The following is a 13,759-nucleotide window of genomic DNA, read 5'->3' as shown; positions in this document are numbered from 1 at the left end:
CTCTCTTTAACTGTTATATATGTTATATGTACTCTCATTAACCCATATATTCCCTGTGCTAAATGCAATTTTTGCTCGTTTAAACTTGTCTTTATCCTTTCCTCTCAATCCTCGTTCAACTTCTTCAAAGTTTAATCCTTCTGACTCTATGTATTCTTTGATTAATTTCACTGCTTCTTTACTATATTTCAATGTCGGAACTTCCACTCCACCCCTTTGAACAACATTAACAGTTACAAATTTATCTTCATGTCCTTCATTTCCATCTGGACTTATGTAAATTCCTAATTCTTTAGCCATGTGTTCTGCAAATTTATTATGTGGTTTATTACTCGTTGCACTAAATATGTTAAATTCTCTTGCTACGGCTTCACCAGTACAATCTCCAACTCTCACTACGACAGAACGATTTACTTTATCTTCAATCTTAGTTACCTTATTCTCCATTAAATCAATTCTTTTGGAGTTTTTATAAGCTTCTAACTCTAATTTTGTATTATTGTAGTTTAGTAAAGTTAACATATCACTTGAATCAACCTGTAGAACTTTTTCTAAGTTATAAAGTCTCAATGAAATAGTTTTCTCTTTCTCATCCTCAATTTTCATTATTTCTGCTTGTTTGGGATCATAATACCCTACTTCATTTAGTTGAGGAGTAACCTCTCTTCTCATGAACTTTTTAAACTTGTTAGCATGACCTGAATTTGAAGCGTACATCGCTCCGTATATGCCTTCTTCTAGGACTATATCAACAGACGGTACTTTAGAATATTGTTCGTACAATGTCGTTGTTATTTCACCAACGAGTGTATTTAAGTCGTTGTTTTTTAATATTGATTTAAATATCCTTAACTCTTCACCTTTGAGAGTCTTATATTCAAAACCTTCTTCGAAATCCTCTTTAGTCTTAATATCAAACCACGCTCGTCTCACATCCCTATAACCTTCAAATGCCATCAACTCTGGGGCTATCGTTGCCATTTTTCCATCTAATTCAAACAAAAATAATTCTTTACCTTCTACCGGGAATTTAATAATATTACTCAAATCAACATCTCCTCTTATGTAATTTATTTATATTTATTATGATATCATTACTGAAAATATGTAAAAGACTTCAGAATAATCTTACCATTGACCACTCTAACCAACACATCGTCAATTTCTTTCAGTATCTTCCTATCAATTAGCTTGATTGGTAAAGGAACTCTACCGTTCTTATTCATTTTAACTATTAATCTATCGCTGTTAGGATCAAGGAGCACTTCTCTTTCACTACTTGTTTTAATTCCAAACCTGTCTCCATCTTTTAAATTCAACTTTTCTCTAATTCTTACCGGAATATGAATTCTTAATCCGTGTTCACCTGTGTATGTAATCCTTGCTTTTGTAACTAGATGCTTTCTAAGTATATATCCATAAATCTCTTTCAGGCTATCTGCCGAAAAACTTCTAATTACACTTTCAGACCATCCAGTATTCTTCTGAATTAAGTCCATTAATAACTCCCTATCTAATGTTGTAGTTGTTGCCATCTTTCTTTCCTATTCCTCCTTTTATTTAATTATATTTTTATATTTATATATGCAAAAAATGAAGCAATTAACTTACTCCATTTTTAACTTATCTATATTTTAGCAATTTATTTATATTTAATCAACAAGTATTTGTATAATTTTCAATTTATTATTATGTTTATGAGTTCGATAGTATGTAATATGATTGAGTATTTTATCTAGCAGTTTTATATAACATTGCAGGTGAATCTCTTCTAATTCTAACAACTTTTCCATTAATTTTGCTATAAGGTACATTATCTAATCTAAGATCAAGTCCTCCATGTTTATAAAAATCTATATACATTTTTTCTATTCTTCTATCTTTCAAATTAATTATATTTGATACCAACACAAAAACACCTCCGACTTATCTCTTAAATAAAGTGTACCATTGTGAGACGGAAGTGTAAAGTGTTAATTTATTTATTTTTAAAACAATCATTAATTTGCTACTAGATACTTACTAACTACCTGTACTTCAGTTAAGTTGATAAATGGATCATTCTTTATATCTCCAGTATTTTCACAGTCGCATCCACTTTGCCAGCAATGCATACATACCCCTTCACCATTCGTTTGTTCTTTTCTTAATGTAATTGGTAAGTAAGCCGCTTGTAATTTTGCTAACGAATATTTTTCTTTCATTTCAAATCTCCCCTTTTAGTTTATTTATATATGATACCAATTGTCCTTTTTTGTTAATTAGGTATCTTTTGGTTAAAATACAAATGGTGTTACCCTAATTAAAGGATAACACCACTGTTTAAAACTAGAAAATATGTAGTTATGATTTCATTACGGTCTTACTCCATCTCCTGGATCATATGCTTGCTTGTATTGAATGTCTTGATCTAGGTCAGCAGACTTTTGAATGTCAACTTGAGATACACCAAAAGCTGCAGCTCCAAGAATAAATCCTGTTGCTATGATTTTCACGATAAACTTTTTCATTTAATCACCTCCCTTCAATTGTATTTATTAGGATACTAAGGCTTCCAAGTAAAATTCTTCTACTCCTAATTTACCAAGTTCTTCAACTGGTAATCTTTTATAATACTTATCTCCACATACATTGAAATAAGCTACTGATTTACATAATAATTTTTTGTCTCCATATAGCAATCCTCTGTAGTAGCAATTAAACCCTTTTTGATAATCAGTAAGTTTGTTAAAATCTATTTTCTCTAAAATGGCTTCAGCTAATACTTGCTCTTTTTTCATACAGTAGTAATATAATTCATTGCTGAAATCTCCATCTTTTGTATAACTAGAGAAATCTCTATAATAGATAGCTGCAAAATTCCTACTTTTAACTATTTCCTTTTGAATTGTAGGATTATCTAAAGCATAGCTATCGGCTTCATCCAGATATTCTTTAACCTTTTTATAATCATTAAACATATGACTATTAGCATACTGTAAGAAATTATTAGCTTTAATTGGATTTAAAGCATTTCTAACAAGGAAAATATCGTCTTTAATCGCACTATTTCCATTTAGCAGATTCACTCGACTATTAATAGCAAAAAACCTAGCTTTGAAAGTGTTCCTTGAAAAATCTTGTTTAATTCCTTCAATCGTTTCAAGTATTTCTTGATGAATACTTTTAAGTGTATTGATATTTTGTTTATCTAAATGAGCATAAAATTGCACAATTTTAGAAAACACTTTCATATCATTTGTAATGTAGTTTTTTGTTACTAACTTGTGAATAGCATCTTCTGCATCTATTTCTTCATTTATTAACATGTTGTCTATATGATAAACAAATGCCCATTCTTTACTTTCTTCGTTAGAAGCATTTAACATTAATTCTAACAAGTTTTTTTTATCTTCAGCTAATTTATATAAAGTTAAGTATTCTAACATGAATCTAGCTGTAATGGTATTGGGATTTAATGTCTTTGCAAACTCACTCATTAATTCAAATTTTTCTTCTGGGTACATATGATGAACAACTCTAACAAAACCGTCAAATTTCTCAATATCTCCATTTTCTTTGGAAATCATTTCTTTGAATTTAGCAGCAGTAGCATACCCTGCAAGTTTTGCCATTTTAGTAGCAAGTCCTCTAGTAGATTCGATATCGTTTAAAATTCTTTGTCTTAATCCTTTCATCATTTCCACCCTCGTCCATTTTAATGAATTATAAGTATATTTTACTATACTTTCCAGACTATTTACAGGTAATCTACGTGCTTCTAAATAACTAATTCCACTTCTTTTTTCCTTGCTCGATATTCTATGTAATGGGTCAAAATCTTCACTTTTACATCTTTACCAAATTCTACTTTCAACCCTTTTATGATGCGATCTCTTTCGTTGCTTTTCTCATAAGGGATAAGACCAAAAATCTTCATCTCGTCCATCTTAATCCCTCTTTCAAATTGATTTATTAACTTATGTACTTATTGTAATTTATTTATATTTACCTGTCAATAGTTTTTGTTAATTTATTTATATTTAATTTTAAAAATATTAGGGAGTGTCAAAACAATCTGGGTACTCCCTAATAAAATGTCTCATTTATTCTCGTGTAGCCATATAAATTGACTGGCTAATAATAATTGTCTATCTTCTTTTGTTTCATATATCCATGATGGATATGTCTGTTGGGTCTTTAAATTAGGGAAATGTTTATGTATCATGCTAATGATACTTTCAGGGGCGATGATATCAACTAAAGCTTCGTATTTATCTCTCTTTAGATCCCCCTTTGCATTGTAAGATGTTGGTGTATAGGATTCCAACAAATCAAAAACATTAATCTCTTCTTTTTTAAATAACCCATCTAAATAATGTAATAATTCATTAGTATCACCATAAGTGTGCCATAAATAAATAATATTTGAAATATCATAATCAGTTATCTTTGTTCTTTCTTCTAATAGACCCTTACTTAAATTTGATATTAGAAATCTTCCAATATCAAAATATTCTTCCTTAGTAAATTCTCCCTCTTTATTTTCATCTTCTCTCTCTCTTCTAAACCAAGTAAAGTAGTCGATAGCAAAATCTAAATTTGCCGTTGATGATATTGTCTCTTCAACAAATTCCATTCTCTTTTTTTCATCTTCAATACTCTCTATATAGTCAGTTACTAAAAAAGTTGCTTCACCGTACTTAGGTGCTTTAAAAAAACCTTCTATTGCAACATATGAACTAGACATTTCTACCACTGATTTTATTAGATTAAGCTTTTGTTTTTCTGAGATTTTTGAACATTTCCTTCTTAACTTAATGAATAAGGACTCTTTATTTGCTGTAGTGATAGTCTCATTTATAACATTTAATACATCTATTACACTCTCAGCATTTTTTGCAATATCAAGTATATAACTAACTTTTTGATCTGCAACATCTTTTTTACTAACGGAATAAGAGAAATATCTCTGGAAATAGTCTATTGAGCAAATTCTTTGTTGTTCACTCCATCTTGCTTCTGCGTTACCGTAAAAATTGTTCCCTAAAAAACCTTCTATTTTAGGGAACATATATTTTAACATTTTTTTAATCCCTTCCGATTCTTCATGATCAAACTTTTCTAAACATTGATTAATTAGTTTTTCACGTCTTGATTTTTCCTCATTATCATGAGAACTTCCATATCCCTTATTATAACTTGTTAAGAAAATTTCTCTATTATCCTTAATAAAGTTATATACTGAAGGAATAAATGCTCTTATTCCCTCTATTAACATTAAATCAACTATATTAGCCTCTTTTTTTAATAAAGGAATCGAAAAAGAAAGGATATTTGAATACAACTTTACTTGTCTAGGTGTCTTAAAAAATAATTCTAAACCTCCAGTAAAGTAATACATGAAATCGCTCGCTTCAGAATCTGATAACTCAATTTTATTATCGTGTAATATTCTATTTAGATCTTCTACACAAAATTCTCTAAGATCATCTACTTCAGCTAAAGGTAATTGTAAAGGAATTTGTATAATTTTTTCTAGAAATGACATTCCAGTTAAATTGTCACCGTATGAATATCTATCTTGTAATGCGGAAGACACGACATCTTTATCAAAAGCTAACACATATGCCGTATATTGAAAATCAGCTGACAATTTTATTAATCTAAATAATGAATGAATTTCATTCTTATCTAATCTATCGATATCATCAATTAGAATCACAACTCTTTTTTGTTCCTTAGCTAGTGCTTCTTCAATACGGTTTCTTAATTCCTCTAAATCAGCACCAGAAAAGAAAGAAGCTACTCCGTCTACGATTTCTCCCTTACCAACAATTGTTCCAATTGGCTTGCCAAATTTATTTATAAAACTCGCTAATTTCTCTGAATTGGTTTCTAATGATTTGTCTATAGATCGAGCTAATTCATTAAAAAAGTTAGTGAGCATTATTTCTTCTGAAACAAAACGCCAAGGATTAAACTTTAGAATTACTATATGTTCCTTAAATTCTAATTCTTTTTCAATAAAGTTAAATACAGACGTTTTTCCTTCTCCCCATGCTCCATTTATCCCAATTACTATACTACTAGGATCAGTTCTATTCGAAATAATCTCTGAAATTCTTTGAGCAAAAGGATATCTATTAAATCTATCTTGATTTATATCATTAACCGGACTATCGGAAGAATAATTACTAAATACCATTCATATATTCCTCATTTCCATATTAAAATAAAAGACTTCATTTACTTGTTCTTTAAAAAAAGATAAATAGGACACCCTTTACATTATAATTAACCCATTAACTAAACTCCCATTTCATCTAATTCTTTTTGATACTTCTCCATCGTTTTAAATGATTCAATAGCAACGTCTAGATGTTCGTCTTTTGGCTTTGATGTGAAAAATACGTACTGAGCAAAAGAACCCACTTTATAAACTGGCTCAAGTATTCTTTTAACACGTTTATCTTCAATCACAAAAAGTTCAAATGCTATTGACCAAGTAAGTAGCAATATTAAAAAATCGTTCCAACTTCTAGTAAATGGAATAATCGATAATAATAAACCAACTAAGCTTACGAAAATAACTAAATTCGTCCCACATGCTCTATGAATTCTTGATTGTTTTCTAACATTTTCAACCGTCAACGATTTTCCACTTAGATAGCAATTAGATGTCATATGTTCAGCTGCATGATATTTTCCTATTTGTGTTATATGAAAAGTTAAGAATACTGCCACCCAAATACCTATAAAAAAGTAGTCGAAGTTAATGTTAATATCATTTGCTCCCTCTGTGTTACCCTGAGAAAATAAAAATGTGTAACTCATTAGTGAAATAAATAACACTATAAACATTTTCCAAGCGCTTGCGATTACTTTTAATGCAAACCATGCGCCTCTAATAAAAGGTACTCTTTCCAAAAAATCATTTATACTAAATCGTGTATTTTCGGTATATTCGTACTTCCTATGATCAATGTTGTGACTAGTAATGATTTTACCTTTCTTTCTAATTGCCTTAGCTTTTACATCAGTTGATTCGAATACAACTCCATTGAATAATGCTTTACCGCCGTGTCTCATATCATACCTACTTATTCAAACTGTCAAAATATTTAACAATCTCGTCAGTTTCTAAATCTTCATTAAGTGTAAATTTCAATAAATTAAATATAAAATCCTCATAATCCGTATTATCTTTGAAACTCTTTAAATAGGGTTTTATTACATTCATTATCCACTGTTTATCATTATTTTCTACTTTGTATTCTTCTCTACAGAATATGATTATATCTTTTAGTGTAACTTCAACCTTTTTACCAGCATAATCATATTCTCCAACATTTACTATATCTATGATCCACTCATCTTTACCTTCATCCAGTAAATCCTTCAATAAATTATAAGCAGTATCATATTCCTTTTCTTTCAACTCTTCGAATGTTTCTCCAACTTCCAAATAAGCAGTTTCAGTTTTGCCATCAATTTCTTTAATTAATTTAAATTCTATAAAGTCTTTATTATCGGCATTACCGTCCAAATCTAAAGATATTTGTCTTTCGACATCAATATATATCTTATTTTTCATAAGTAACTCCTTTTAAGCTAATTATATTTCCGTTTATATTGTATTCTTCTTCTTTAAGAAACTTCTCAATAAGATCTTCGCTCCAAAAATCTTTAACAAAGTCTAAAAATTTACTAGGTTCAAAAAACGGAATTGCCTTTATTTCATCGAAGGTATCGAACTCGATATTCATTTTATCTAAATCAAATGATCTTAGTGTATAATATGTGTGTATAATATTACCTTCATAATCTAATTTTTCATTTTTAGTTAAATAGAATTCGTTACAGAATCTCATAATTCACTCATCCTTTCCTAGGGTCACTTTCATCTATCTTTTTGAAATATAACATTAACATTGTGGGTTCCATGAATTTTCTCTCCATCGATATAAAATTTAAACTTATATGAACCACTTCTTAAGCTTAAGGCTTCTCTTTCAGTGATAAGGTCATAATAAAAGTATCTATCTATTAATTTACTATTTACTTCGATTGATTCGTGCTTCAAGTCAAAAGTAGCTGTTTTACCAATTGGTGATGTCACTGACATATTAGCTTTTATCATCCCATCCGGATAATTTCCAATCCCAACACATTCATATTCAACGGATAAATCATAGTTATTAGGATCATTTGTAATAAATTCAACTTCTTGATTAAACACAGTATTTCCATTTAATTTAATAGTGCAATAATCATCAAACCCCTCTATTAATGGGTTATTTACTTTTTCTTTTTCGTTATACCCTAATAAGGGTGGTAAATACCAAATTATCAATAATAAAACAACAATCAACAAAACTAATTTCGAAAACCCTATAAAAATTATTTTGATAAATTGTATTACTATCCACTCCTTCATCCCATTCTCTATTTATTTGCCAATACCTCACTTACCTTCCTATATTTTACTCCATCCTTCATATCAAGCTCAACACAAATACGATAATATTTTCCTAGTCTCATAGCCTCAGTTAATTCTAGTCCACTTGTATAACCTCTGATGAAGTCTTGAGCTTCATCTTCTGTATCAAATGTCTCAACAGGAAGCCTAGAATACTCAACCACTATATAAAATTTATTTATATTTTTAATGTAATTAATATTATTAATGTCCGCTAACATCTATTACTCCTCCTTAATTTCTGCTATGATAATTTTATTAACTTCAGAAGGTGATACAATGGAACAATTTGATAAAGAAAAAATTTATGATTACAGTGAATATCCAGATAAAAACGCTGGAAGGTGTGACCACTGTAACAATTCTCATTTTGAGAACTCGATTAAGAATGGTAAACTCTTTAGAAAATGTCGCCAATGTGGGATGACTAAGAGTATATGATATGTAACCACAGCCCTTATTTTAGGGCTGTTTCTAATTCAATTACATGTATCTCTCCAAAACGCAAATTCAATTTATTTAGTAACTCTTCAAATTTACTTCTTGCTTCCTCATCTGTCGTCGCAATGATAGTTTCATTTAAATCGACAATATAATCACTATCCGCATAACATTGAAATATTTTGTTCATAGAGTCTCCTTTTCTAACGGATTTCCACTTCTTCAATAAACATTAATTCGTCTTCTACAAACTTCTCAACATACGGATGATCATCAAACTGTACATGAATATAAAATCGATCTCGTTTTAAGATAATACCTTTACGTCCTTCAAATAAGCTATTATCACTTATTACAACAACTCTCCTACCTTTAATCATATCCTTCCACTCCCATTAAGAAAATGGTGACAATTCTATGAAGTTTCCCTCTAATTAGGAATATTATATCAATTTATTTATATTTAAACAAGTGTTAATATGGAAAATATATGAAAACTCTCAAAATAAAAAGCCCTAAAATGGGCTAAAGAGTTAAAATCCCTGTTTTATTTTTCATTCTTTTCTCCCTTAAACATTAACATTCTTCATTTAATTCTCATGATATAATTTTAAAATATACATATAAGTTTCATCGATAGCTTCTTTATCTGTATTTTCACCATAAATTATCTTTACTTTCATACTAACGTTCCTTCACTCTACATTTATTGTTAAATAAGTATCTAGTTTTATAAAAGAAATTTCACCAGGATAGTGTTTATTACACCATCCCATTAAAGAATCTATTGAATCGTTAAAGATTAACCTTGCAGTTTCGATCTGGGGATTAAAGTTAAAATAGGTAACTCCTAAATCATTGTTATCATATGAAGAAGTATAGTAAACTACACTTGGATCTAGTTTCTTAATTAGTTTAGCACAACTATAAGACATGAAAGTTACTATGCCACATGCTTCTCTATGAGAATGCCCTTCTATTGCAAATCCATTATTATACTGTTTGAATTTAATCACTTAGCTATTCCTTTCCTGTATTTGACATAGCATAATTATAGCAGATGTGGGATATATATTCCTATTTTGAAAAGGAGCTTCCTACTAAGTTTATATAAAAGTCTGTTTTTATGGCGAGTTTAAATCTACTGTCAATGTATTTGAAAACTTACCATCCATATATACAGCTAATACAATATAATTATCGTACTTAGCTAATATTTCAGTACTAATATTTACAGTTAGATCATTCATCTTTTACCCCTTTACTATGTAATTTATTTTTTCTCTCCGATGGAAATTGTTCATAAATTTGTTTACCTTCAAATATAGTCATAAAAGCATGTTCTTGTGGGTCATTTACTTTATTTTCACCTATTCGCAGCAATGCTGATTCGTAAAACTCTGCCTTTTTAGCTTGATTAATTAGCCAGTCCATAACGTTAACGTCCTTCTCGCTTAATAAAGGAGATTCATCATTTTCGATTGCGTTAATTATGTCTAGTTTAAAACTAACAGCATAATCAATATTCTTGTTTTTGTGCAAAAGTTTCCACCTCCCTTCTCTTTTTTCAAACAAAATCAATCTTTTAATGTAAAATTTAATATCCATTTAACAATCTTATTATACCTTCTTTTGTTATATACTGGATTTCCTTCTTGATACCAATCATTGAATTGAAAAGTATGCTTAGAACCATTGCAACTCTTACATGCGGGAACACAATTAGTAATATCATTGGCTCCATCATGTTCTAAATGTTCTTTATGTAGTAATTGTCCATACATCTCGAACGCCATTCCCTCGCTGATTCCACAATAAGCACAACTGTTATTAAAGAAATCAAGGCACTCAAACCATTCAGTATCAGATATAGTATGTTCCTTATGCATTCTTCTTTCTAATCCGTAATTATATAATTTATTTTTATTTAATTGTTGCCATTCTTTATACTTTCCTTCTTTTCTAGCTTGAGATGCTCTTTTTCTTCTTCTGATTTTAACATTCTCTTTTGCAGCATATTTATCCGAGGAAACTTTCACTTTTTCTGGATTCGATACATACCAACCTCTAGCTCTTTTTATAGCACAGGCTTTACATTCTGGATGATAATAAGTGTATTTCCCCTTACTTTTACTTTCTTTTTCACTACTGTAATACTGAGTCAATTCTTTTAATTCGTCACATACATTGCATCGTTTGTATTCAACATCTTCAATTATAACTACCTTTCCGCTTGACTTCATACTACTCACTTTTCTCTTAGGTTCTGTTAAAGGATCGCCGTATTTATTGTAAATGCGATAATGTTTTTTACAATAGCCTTTTGAAACTTGAACTTCTTTACATCCATCAGCCATACATTCTTTCATAGGTAACTCCTTCCTATTGTATATTAGATTCTAATTAATCTTCCGATCGACCAAATGCATCTTTGTTATCGTTTATAGTTTCAAAGATATTTTCTTTCCAGCTTTATTTCTTTCCTTCTTGACAATTTCAAAGCTACATTTATCCTTACCGTACATCTCACAAGTAACTACATAATCAACAAATAATTTTTTTATATACTCTAAGCTGCCCGATCCATAAAAACTTCCGTTTAAGTAACACATGTAAATTTCATTCATAACATTAATACCAAACTTCTAAATGTGGATTCTCTTTAATAGTTTGCTGTAAATCTAAATGTTTCACTGTTTCCTTAGCTTCTATAAATTCCGGCATATGATTGTATTTATCATAGTATCTTTTTGTTACTAATAAATGTGAATCGTCTGATAGTGTAATTAAGTATCCTTCTGTAATATTCATTTACTTTACTCCTTAATTTTTATTAAAATGAGATTTTTATTGATTTCTTTTCTTTACGTTTCTTCTAATTTCATAAGCTCGACCAAAGAAAAAACCAGCAATTCCAACTAAAATCAAATTTATTAACATACTCTCATCTCCTCTATAATAGTTCCCACTCAGCTTGAACATTCCAATAAGAAACCATAGCTTTCTTTATCTTCTCACCATACTTGTTACAGTAATATAATTCACCATCACTCATGATTACGTACCAGGTTGCATATTGAAATGTTGCTTTAGCTATTTGCCCTTCCTGGATGTTATCGATCATTTCATCAACAGTCATAAGTCACCTATATAATTTATTTTTATTTAAAATCAACATTTTATCTTTTTATAACTAAATTCTTTTTAGAATCATACCTGATCCATTTATAAATTTTTTCGTATCTATCTCTACTATATTTTGGATTAGTAACGTTATACCATGTATGGAGTGAATATTTACTCTTTTGAGAATTACATTCTTTACAAGAAGGAACACAGTTAGTTAAGTTATTTCTTCCTAGTACAATTACATGTTCTTTGTGCAACCTAGTTTTATGTAGCTTTTTGTGATTTTCTTCTGTCAACCCACAATAAGCACAGGAGAAATCAAAATAATTTAAGCATGAATCCCATTCAGAGTTTGCTATTTTGAACTTCTTCTCTTTGTTTCTTTCTCTTGCATAATCAACAAACTTTTCGATATTATTACTTTGATATTCCTTGAAATACCTCTTGTAATGCCCTGGATCGGCTGCTCTTAAGCGTCTTTTATTCTGTGCTTCTCTATCTCTGTTTTTAATATTCCAACTTGCATGATATATTTTTTGTTTTTCTTTGTAGCCCTCTTTTGAATCAATATAATTACGTTGTCGTTTTTTCCTGCATTCTCGACAAGGGTTTACTAATTTATAAAATTCTTCACCATTCTTCTTATACTTTTGCTTATAAAAATTTATTTCAGTAGCTTCTAGCTTCTTTTTACATTCGGTACAGGTAATCACACTTTCAGTTATTATTAATTTTGCCAATAAACATACACTCCTTCTTTCAATTTATTTTTAATAAAACTTAGTTTTTATCTCACAATATTTTGCTATATTTCAACAAAAATACAACTTAACTTCGTGAAATAATCCTGTTTCTTCATAAGCGAATTTAGCAGCATTATACGCTTCTACTGGTGTATCGTATTTAGCAACTAAATAGCCATCTAATGTAATAGCATATTTCATAAATTCTTTCTCCTTCCTACCATATATAAGTTATCAACTTTTAATCAAACACTCTAAACAAAAACTCATCCAACTTAAAGTTTTTCTTCTCGCAAACACCAATCCCAATAAACAAACTAATCAACATTACTGGTGCAAGAAACAAAGTACCCACTTAAACCAACTCCTTTATTTTAATTTATTTTTATTTAAAAGGTCATTGCTTGCTCTTTAAGCGCTATAAATGTTTGAGTATCTAAACCATATACTCTATGTAATCTCTGCTGTATTCGGCTAATTTTAGCGTTATAAGTTGATTCTAAGGAGTCGATATTATCCAATGAGTACCATGCTGCTTCCTGAAATTCATCTGTATATTTTCTAATTAATAATGCGTAAGCTTTCATGATATAATCACCTAGTTATAATTTATTTTTATAATCTAATTATATCATTAACAATGTCAATTATTCAATTTATTTATATTTAAAATTAGAGTGTTATTTTATTTCTATTTTTCTTAATAACTTCTTATAACTCTCCATCAATTCTCTTTCAGACTCATCACAATATGCCTCAAAAAACTCGCTATCTTCAAATCTCTTGATCATTGATTCTAAGGTATACACTTCATAAGATACCTTAACAACTTCCCCTTTTGAAACAAAGACCACGGAATTTTCACCATAAGTATTTAAATATTCAATAGCATCCTTTATTTCCTGGTTATATTCAGTCATATGATACACTTCTGTTAGACCATCAAATTCTACAATCACTGTATACAAGTTAATCCACCTTCTCA

At 29.4% G+C, this 13,759-nt stretch carries 23 protein-coding genes; all 23 read right to left on the bottom strand.

Annotated features, from left to right (window positions below):
- Nucleotides 1-6 precede the first annotated feature (6 nt).
- Nucleotides 7-1,047, bottom strand: coding sequence for a hypothetical protein (locus tag NSQ92_RS09610; RefSeq protein ID WP_341152677.1), 1,041 nt, complete (start codon nucleotides 1,045-1,047; stop codon nucleotides 7-9).
- Between the two features lie 47 nt (nucleotides 1,048-1,094).
- Nucleotides 1,095-1,535: a hypothetical protein gene (locus tag NSQ92_RS09605; protein ID WP_341152676.1), complete on the bottom strand. Its 441-nt coding sequence runs from the start codon at nucleotides 1,533-1,535 to the stop codon at nucleotides 1,095-1,097.
- 196 nt (nucleotides 1,536-1,731) lie between these two features.
- A complete protein-coding gene (locus tag NSQ92_RS09600; RefSeq protein WP_341152675.1) occupies nucleotides 1,732-1,911 on the bottom strand; it encodes a hypothetical protein in 180 nt (59 codons plus the stop codon).
- A gap of 89 nt (nucleotides 1,912-2,000) precedes the next feature.
- Complete coding sequence (locus tag NSQ92_RS09595; protein WP_341152674.1) at nucleotides 2,001-2,204, bottom strand: hypothetical protein; 204 nt, start codon at nucleotides 2,202-2,204, stop codon at nucleotides 2,001-2,003.
- Between the two features lie 150 nt (nucleotides 2,205-2,354).
- A complete protein-coding gene (locus tag NSQ92_RS09590) occupies nucleotides 2,355-2,510 on the bottom strand; it encodes a hypothetical protein (RefSeq protein WP_341152673.1) in 156 nt (51 codons plus the stop codon).
- 27 nt (nucleotides 2,511-2,537) lie between these two features.
- The gene (locus NSQ92_RS09585; protein ID WP_341152672.1) at nucleotides 2,538-3,680 is read right to left on the bottom strand and encodes an AimR family lysis-lysogeny pheromone receptor; all 1,143 of its coding nucleotides are present in this window, start codon (nucleotides 3,678-3,680) and stop codon (nucleotides 2,538-2,540) included.
- A gap of 80 nt (nucleotides 3,681-3,760) precedes the next feature.
- Nucleotides 3,761-3,928, bottom strand: a complete 168-nt coding sequence (locus tag NSQ92_RS09580) for a hypothetical protein (protein WP_341152671.1) — start codon at nucleotides 3,926-3,928, stop codon at nucleotides 3,761-3,763.
- A gap of 153 nt (nucleotides 3,929-4,081) precedes the next feature.
- A complete protein-coding gene (locus NSQ92_RS09575; protein WP_341152670.1) occupies nucleotides 4,082-6,187 on the bottom strand; it encodes a KAP family P-loop NTPase fold protein in 2,106 nt (701 codons plus the stop codon).
- Nucleotides 6,188-6,288: 101 nt separating this feature from the next.
- Nucleotides 6,289-7,071: a DUF1385 domain-containing protein gene (locus NSQ92_RS09570; RefSeq protein WP_341152669.1), complete on the bottom strand. Its 783-nt coding sequence runs from the start codon at nucleotides 7,069-7,071 to the stop codon at nucleotides 6,289-6,291.
- Between the two features lie 7 nt (nucleotides 7,072-7,078).
- The gene (locus NSQ92_RS09565) at nucleotides 7,079-7,576 is read right to left on the bottom strand and encodes a hypothetical protein (protein WP_341152668.1); all 498 of its coding nucleotides are present in this window, start codon (nucleotides 7,574-7,576) and stop codon (nucleotides 7,079-7,081) included.
- Nucleotides 7,566-7,853 (bottom strand): hypothetical protein, encoded by a 288-nt coding sequence (locus NSQ92_RS09560; RefSeq protein WP_341152667.1) that lies wholly within the window; start codon nucleotides 7,851-7,853, stop codon nucleotides 7,566-7,568. The genes NSQ92_RS09565 and NSQ92_RS09560 overlap by 11 nt, the downstream gene beginning before the upstream one ends.
- A 29-nt stretch (nucleotides 7,854-7,882) precedes the next feature.
- Nucleotides 7,883-8,419, bottom strand: coding sequence for a hypothetical protein (locus NSQ92_RS09555; RefSeq protein WP_341152666.1), 537 nt, complete (start codon nucleotides 8,417-8,419; stop codon nucleotides 7,883-7,885).
- An 8-nt stretch (nucleotides 8,420-8,427) separates the two neighbouring features.
- Nucleotides 8,428-8,682 carry a hypothetical protein gene (locus NSQ92_RS09550; RefSeq protein ID WP_341152665.1) on the bottom strand — a complete coding sequence of 85 codons (255 nt, stop codon included), beginning with the start codon at nucleotides 8,680-8,682 and terminating at the stop codon, nucleotides 8,428-8,430.
- A gap of 236 nt (nucleotides 8,683-8,918) precedes the next feature.
- Nucleotides 8,919-9,092: a hypothetical protein gene (locus tag NSQ92_RS09545; protein ID WP_341152664.1), complete on the bottom strand. Its 174-nt coding sequence runs from the start codon at nucleotides 9,090-9,092 to the stop codon at nucleotides 8,919-8,921.
- A gap of 13 nt (nucleotides 9,093-9,105) precedes the next feature.
- Nucleotides 9,106-9,282 (bottom strand): hypothetical protein, encoded by a 177-nt coding sequence (locus tag NSQ92_RS09540; protein ID WP_341152663.1) that lies wholly within the window; start codon nucleotides 9,280-9,282, stop codon nucleotides 9,106-9,108.
- 315 nt (nucleotides 9,283-9,597) lie between these two features.
- Entirely contained in the window at nucleotides 9,598-9,918 is a 321-nt protein-coding gene (locus NSQ92_RS09535; protein WP_341152662.1) for a hypothetical protein, read from the bottom strand.
- 226 nt (nucleotides 9,919-10,144) lie between these two features.
- Complete coding sequence (locus tag NSQ92_RS09530) at nucleotides 10,145-10,444, bottom strand: hypothetical protein (RefSeq protein WP_341152661.1); 300 nt, start codon at nucleotides 10,442-10,444, stop codon at nucleotides 10,145-10,147.
- A gap of 35 nt (nucleotides 10,445-10,479) precedes the next feature.
- Entirely contained in the window at nucleotides 10,480-11,271 is a 792-nt protein-coding gene (locus NSQ92_RS09525; protein WP_341152660.1) for an HNH endonuclease signature motif containing protein, read from the bottom strand.
- 262 nt (nucleotides 11,272-11,533) lie between these two features.
- Nucleotides 11,534-11,713, bottom strand: a complete 180-nt coding sequence (locus tag NSQ92_RS09520) for a hypothetical protein (RefSeq protein ID WP_341152659.1) — start codon at nucleotides 11,711-11,713, stop codon at nucleotides 11,534-11,536.
- Between the two features lie 368 nt (nucleotides 11,714-12,081).
- Nucleotides 12,082-12,771, bottom strand: coding sequence for an HNH endonuclease (locus tag NSQ92_RS09515; RefSeq protein ID WP_341152658.1), 690 nt, complete (start codon nucleotides 12,769-12,771; stop codon nucleotides 12,082-12,084).
- Nucleotides 12,772-12,843: 72 nt separating this feature from the next.
- Nucleotides 12,844-12,975, bottom strand: a complete 132-nt coding sequence (locus tag NSQ92_RS09510; RefSeq protein ID WP_341152657.1) for a hypothetical protein — start codon at nucleotides 12,973-12,975, stop codon at nucleotides 12,844-12,846.
- A gap of 188 nt (nucleotides 12,976-13,163) precedes the next feature.
- Nucleotides 13,164-13,361: a hypothetical protein gene (locus tag NSQ92_RS09505; protein WP_341152656.1), complete on the bottom strand. Its 198-nt coding sequence runs from the start codon at nucleotides 13,359-13,361 to the stop codon at nucleotides 13,164-13,166.
- 93 nt (nucleotides 13,362-13,454) lie between these two features.
- The gene (locus NSQ92_RS09500) at nucleotides 13,455-13,742 is read right to left on the bottom strand and encodes a hypothetical protein (protein WP_341152655.1); all 288 of its coding nucleotides are present in this window, start codon (nucleotides 13,740-13,742) and stop codon (nucleotides 13,455-13,457) included.
- Nucleotides 13,743-13,759: the final 17 nt, after the last annotated feature.

Source organism: Niallia sp. FSL M8-0099, from assembly GCF_038006945.1.
Classification (GTDB): domain Bacteria; phylum Bacillota; class Bacilli; order Bacillales; family Cytobacillaceae; genus Niallia; species Niallia circulans.
Note: the sequence above shows the minus strand (reverse complement) of the source record. Positions and strands in the feature narration are given on the sequence as shown.

Bases quoted from the DNA above. Each gene is read 5' to 3' on its own strand.
- NSQ92_RS09605 (WP_341152676.1), bottom strand. From the start codon at position 1,535: ATGGCAACAACTACAACATTAGATAGGGAGTTATTAATGGACTTAATT.
- NSQ92_RS09595 (WP_341152674.1), bottom strand. From the start codon at position 2,204: ATGAAAGAAAAATATTCGTTAGCAAAATTACAAGCGGCTTACTTACCA.
- NSQ92_RS09590 (WP_341152673.1), bottom strand. From the start codon at position 2,510: ATGAAAAAGTTTATCGTGAAAATCATAGCAACAGGATTTATTCTTGGA.
- NSQ92_RS09585 (WP_341152672.1), bottom strand. From the start codon at position 3,680: ATGATGAAAGGATTAAGACAAAGAATTTTAAACGATATCGAATCTACT.
- NSQ92_RS09580 (WP_341152671.1), bottom strand. From the start codon at position 3,928: ATGGACGAGATGAAGATTTTTGGTCTTATCCCTTATGAGAAAAGCAAC.
- NSQ92_RS09575 (WP_341152670.1), bottom strand. From the start codon at position 6,187: ATGGTATTTAGTAATTATTCTTCCGATAGTCCGGTTAATGATATAAAT.
- NSQ92_RS09570 (WP_341152669.1), bottom strand. From the start codon at position 7,071: ATGAGACACGGCGGTAAAGCATTATTCAATGGAGTTGTATTCGAATCA.
- NSQ92_RS09565 (WP_341152668.1), bottom strand. From the start codon at position 7,576: ATGAAAAATAAGATATATATTGATGTCGAAAGACAAATATCTTTAGAT.
- NSQ92_RS09560 (WP_341152667.1), bottom strand. From the start codon at position 7,853: ATGAGATTCTGTAACGAATTCTATTTAACTAAAAATGAAAAATTAGAT.
- NSQ92_RS09555 (WP_341152666.1), bottom strand. From the start codon at position 8,419: ATGAAGGAGTGGATAGTAATACAATTTATCAAAATAATTTTTATAGGG.
- NSQ92_RS09550 (WP_341152665.1), bottom strand. From the start codon at position 8,682: ATGTTAGCGGACATTAATAATATTAATTACATTAAAAATATAAATAAA.
- NSQ92_RS09545 (WP_341152664.1), bottom strand. From the start codon at position 9,092: ATGAACAAAATATTTCAATGTTATGCGGATAGTGATTATATTGTCGAT.
- NSQ92_RS09540 (WP_341152663.1), bottom strand. From the start codon at position 9,282: ATGATTAAAGGTAGGAGAGTTGTTGTAATAAGTGATAATAGCTTATTT.
- NSQ92_RS09525 (WP_341152660.1), bottom strand. From the start codon at position 11,271: ATGAAAGAATGTATGGCTGATGGATGTAAAGAAGTTCAAGTTTCAAAA.
- NSQ92_RS09520 (WP_341152659.1), bottom strand. From the start codon at position 11,713: ATGAATATTACAGAAGGATACTTAATTACACTATCAGACGATTCACAT.
- NSQ92_RS09510 (WP_341152657.1), bottom strand. From the start codon at position 12,975: ATGAAATATGCTATTACATTAGATGGCTATTTAGTTGCTAAATACGAT.
- NSQ92_RS09505 (WP_341152656.1), bottom strand. From the start codon at position 13,361: ATGAAAGCTTACGCATTATTAATTAGAAAATATACAGATGAATTTCAG.